General features: G+C 35.9%; 3 protein-coding genes. 2 read left to right on the plus strand and 1 reads right to left on the minus strand.

Annotated features, from left to right (window positions below):
- The first annotated feature begins 389 nt into the window (after positions 1-389).
- Entirely contained in the window at positions 390-953 is a 564-nt protein-coding gene (locus V2H77_RS01165) for a hypothetical protein (RefSeq protein WP_341497333.1), read from the plus strand.
- Between the two features lie 154 nt (positions 954-1,107).
- Here V2H77_RS01165 and iclR read toward each other — a convergent pair whose 3' ends face one another.
- Positions 1,108-1,938 carry a glyoxylate bypass operon transcriptional repressor IclR gene (gene iclR / locus V2H77_RS01170; protein WP_132346911.1) on the minus strand — a complete coding sequence of 277 codons (831 nt, stop codon included), beginning with the start codon at positions 1,936-1,938 and terminating at the stop codon, positions 1,108-1,110.
- Between the two features lie 854 nt (positions 1,939-2,792).
- On the opposite strand from iclR, the gene V2H77_RS01175 reads away from it, so the two are divergent.
- Positions 2,793-4,292 (plus strand): M28 family metallopeptidase, encoded by a 1,500-nt coding sequence (locus tag V2H77_RS01175; RefSeq protein ID WP_341497334.1) that lies wholly within the window; start codon positions 2,793-2,795, stop codon positions 4,290-4,292.
- Positions 4,293-4,598 lie beyond the last annotated feature (306 nt).

The raw sequence follows: 4,598 nt of genomic DNA on the forward strand, positions 1-4,598 counted from the left end.
AATCGACAATTCCCAATAGCTAATATTATTATCCTCATTAAATTATTTCCCTAAATTAAATATAAATTAATGCCGATTTGTTTTTCTTATGCGGGATGTGAATATTTCTAATAAAAATAAATTCTGTGTTTAATATAAGACATGTTTGTTATTCAGAAAGCATAATTGAAGCATAAGTCAAAAACATATATTTAATGATTTCTCTAAGAAATAAAGATAGATCCTATTATTTGTGTAAATTCTATAATTTTATAGAGTTTGGAAGTCAAAGATCTTTAGCCATGACTAATGGTTGGAAAAAGAATTGATATTTTTGACTCTTAATTAAAAGCATGAAAATTCTCATATAACACACATATAACTTCGTGAAAGTATTTAAGGATATAATAATGGCTAGTGTAATTTTATACGGTGATAAAATTCGTATTAAAAATAATTATAATAATGGAAATGGTGGTTATCTGGACACTAATGGTCATGCGACCGCGCAAGGCGCAAAGTATAACGTATACACGGCTGCTTCGCCGACACGTGGCCCAGGTACGGGGACATGGCAAATTTTGTCTACGAGTGGAAAAGGTATAGGAACAGAAGTTTACAGTGGTGATACTATATTTCTTGTGAATCTTTATCAGAATAATGGGGGATATCTCGGCACTAATGGTCATGCGCCGTCACCTGAGCTCTATAATGTTTACACGGCGGATAAAGCAGCACGTCCAGTTGATACTCTGACATGGTATATCTTTTCAGATACAACCAATGGATATGATGGTAAAGTTCGGGAAGGCGATGTTATCCGTTTTCTGAATGGTTATAATAGCGTTCATGGGGGATTTCTCGATACTTGTTTTAATGCTAATGTTCCCGGTGCCGTATATAATGTATATACTTCACTTCTTTCTAACCGAGGCAATGGAACAGGCACTTGGAATTTATCAAAAGTGGTTTAATCCGAATGATACTCATCGGTTAGTATTCCATTAACTGATCCTCCTATATATGTAAGAATCCGGAAATATAATTGTTTTCGGATTCTTTGTGTAATTAAGATAGGGCATGATAAAACTAATGCCCTGTGAAGGTTATGATTATTATGAAAAAGAATTAACGAATCCCGCCATATTCTTTACTGATCTCTTTTGCGGCACGAATTACCAAAGCACCCAGTTCAGTGATTCGATCATCCGTGATCCGTGATACTGGGCCGGAAATGGAAATAGCCGCAAAGGCTTGGTGATGTTCATCATAAATACAGGCAGCAATACAGCGCAGACCTAAAGCATGCTCTTCATCATCGAACGAATACCCTTGTTTACGTGTTTGCTCCAAATTTTCTTTTAAACCGGAAGGGGTCGTTTTGGTATATTGTGTGTAAGAATGTAGCCCTTTCTTATGCAGTAATTGAACCAGTTGATTATCTGATAATGTTGAAAGGAATGCTTTACCCGCCCCGGAAGCATGCATAGGCAACTTACCCCCGATAGGGGCGGACATTCTCATCAACGCATTACACTGTACCTGATCGACAATAACCGCTTCATATTCGCTATGATCAAGAATCGCCAAATTAACGGTTTCACCGGAATCTTCCATCAAGCGGCGGAGGATCGGATGAATGAGCGCCAATAAATTTCGGCTCTGTAAGAAACTGCTGCCGACAATAAAAGTATGCGAACCGATAACCCACAACCCTAAATCGCCAATCTGACGGACGAAACCATGTTGTTGCAAAGTGGTGAGAAGGCGGTGAGTGGTGGAATTTGGTAATCCGGCTTGTTGGGCTAAATCAGTCAGGGCAATACCGCCGGGTGACTCGGAAATATATTCCAAAAGCGTCAGGCCGCGACTTAATGACTGTACTTGCCCGTTAGCAACAGCATTATTCGCCGTAATCTTAGTTTTTTTTGTTTTTTTACTGGTAACGGCAGTGCTCATCGAAATACCCTCTGAATAATAAGATGGAATTCATTTTCATTTCTCATTATGGACGATAAACCTGAAAAACACTCATCCGATGTGTGGAAAATGCTACCCATAATTGAGATTTAAAGAAATCCCAAGATTTTGCCTAGAATCGTTATGATAGATAACGCTGGCTTGGGACTTTTGGTAAATATGAGCCGGGTGTACAGGAATGGAGAAACAGGTCGTGAATGGTCAATATTCTCCTGTCTCAGTTACCTATTGATTGCTGTTTTTCCGGGTTTGAATTTCTTATCGTTTTGCGGGCTTATGGTAATTAATTCACTATAAATGTACAAGATTATTCAGATAGGAATGGTTTCCTATCTATATCCTATGGATTTCAAGATGCATCGCGGCGGCAAGGGAGTGAATCCCCGGGCGCATAGAGAACTATGTGACCGGGGTGAGCGAGTGCAGCCAACAAAGAGGCAACTTGAAAGATAACGGGTATATAACTGACATTATTGGTTCAGTACGATATAAACTGGAATTTCTGTTATCTAGGTAATCTTCGTGGAGTAGAATAATAAATCCTTCTAGGAATTGACTCATTATATTAATGGTGTTTACTTGAAAATAACATATCAATAATAACTTAGGTAATTTATAGGAAATATGTCTTTTTATCTAACTATTTTTTGATTATATAATTATAAAAGAGCGTCTGTTATTGTTAAAAATAATGTTTTATATTGTTTTAAATTCATTTTAATTATTTCAATTTATTTTTTATATTTTGGTTTGAATTTCAAAAAATATGAGAAAACATTTTTGTTTATATCAAGAATAATATTTTTTTAATATTGTCTGAATGGGAGGATTTAATGAAACGTATTTTTTTGATTATCTGTTTTTTAGCAACTTTAATTGTTGCGATTATTCAGGGTATCGGATTGGTACTGCCTGATAAAGTCTCCGTTGAATATTTCAAAGAAAGTGGATTTAAGAATGTGATGAGAACACTTGGTGTTATTGCGGCGGAACCGCATCCTGCGGCCTCGACACGGCAAGCGTTAGTTCGGGATTACTTGATTAACGAGATGAACGATATGGGATATAGCGTCACTGAACAGACATTTCATTACACAGCGGATGATTTAGCCTCTCGGCAGAAGAAAATATATCCAGGTCTCAATGGTCAACAACATCGAGCTTTTGATAAACAGTTTGTTAGGATAAATACAGGCAACTTTGCAAAACAAGTGGAGGATCAATCGGAATTAACTGGAACGAATCTTATCGCAAAGTTAGAAGTTCCTTCGCCGAAAGGAACTTTATTATTCGTTTCGCATTATGACAGTGTTAGGACTGCGCCAGGAGCCAGTGATAATGGTATGGTCGTCGCCTCGGTACTCCAGTTAATGCGGGATCTTGCTGAAAGAACGGATATAAAAAACAACATTATATTCTTATTCTCCGATGCAGAAGAGTTGGGATTACTCGGCGCATCTCACTTTGTTAAGAATATTAATGAAATCGCTACTCAATCAATAGATGTTGTTTTTAATTTTGATGCTCGGGGAAATAATGGCGTACCACTCTTATTTGAGACATCGGCAAAAAATCTTGCTCTTGTTTCAGAGTGGAATCGGAATGCTTATAAACCGGTTGCTTTCTCATTTAGCCCTATCGTGTACCAAATGTTGCAGAATAATACAGGTTTTAGTGTCTTTTTGGCTAAAGGATTTACCGGTATGAATTTTGCCACAATCTTAGGTTACGAGCATTACCACCGTATGAGTGATACTGTTGAGAATCTTAACCTTGGAACTTTGTGGCGATATCAGCGAACGATTCGGGATTTAGGCGTGCATTTTGCGGTAAAAGATCAGATTAACTTGTCTAAAGAGAGTGTAGATGCAGTTTACTTTCCAGTGCCTTATATTGGGCTTATTATTACGTCTGTATTTTCTGCTTTCGTTGCAGGTATTTTGACATTTTTACTCTCTATTTCATTAGCGATAAAGAATATAGGGTTTTCATCTTCTCCCAGAATTGTATCAAATATCCAGAGCATTTTAAGGATATTTGCTGGATTATTTAGCCTTATCGTAGCATTAGTTGTACCTACTGCATCTTATCTTGTTACATTGCCTGTTTTGTTGTTTTTATTAATGGACTTGATGTTGCGGGAGTTTAATAAGTTTAGTGTTGCGTTGATTTTATTAATTATCTGTACCTATATTACATCTATTCTCTATGTTCCAATTATATACCTTGTTTCTATCGGATTGAATGCTCCGATAGTGGGAGGCGTGCTTGCTATTCTGCCAATGCTTATCTTAGGATTTGGTATAGCCAATTTTTGGAAACGAGCGACTTAATTCTATAAAGTTATTTATTATAATTAAAACTAATATAAAACCAGTCATGAAATAAGAAATTAAAATGGCTGGTTAATTTCATTAATTAAATAGTGGTAATGATATAATTCATTAATATGAATAATGTTGCCATGTAAAATATATATGAAAATAATATAAACTAATTTGTGAAAATAATGTTAGGAAATGGTTTTTTGAGTGTATTTTTGAATTGATTCATGAATAAATTTCATTGTTCTTATGTATTCTTTAAACTAAGATTATCTCTTCTTACTATTAACTGTTTGTTGTTTTATATGATTATAG

The sequence above is a fragment of the Photorhabdus sp. P32 genome, assembly GCF_038085095.1.
GTDB lineage: Bacteria > Pseudomonadota > Gammaproteobacteria > Enterobacterales > Enterobacteriaceae > Photorhabdus > Photorhabdus luminescens.

Coding starts and splice junctions, on each gene's coding strand:
- V2H77_RS01165 (WP_341497333.1), top strand. CDS start 390: ATGGCTAGTGTAATTTTATACGGTGATAAAATTCGTATTAAAAATAAT.
- iclR (WP_132346911.1), bottom strand. CDS start 1,938: ATGAGCACTGCCGTTACCAGTAAAAAAACAAAAAAAACTAAGATTACG.
- V2H77_RS01175 (WP_341497334.1), top strand. CDS start 2,793: ATGAAACGTATTTTTTTGATTATCTGTTTTTTAGCAACTTTAATTGTT.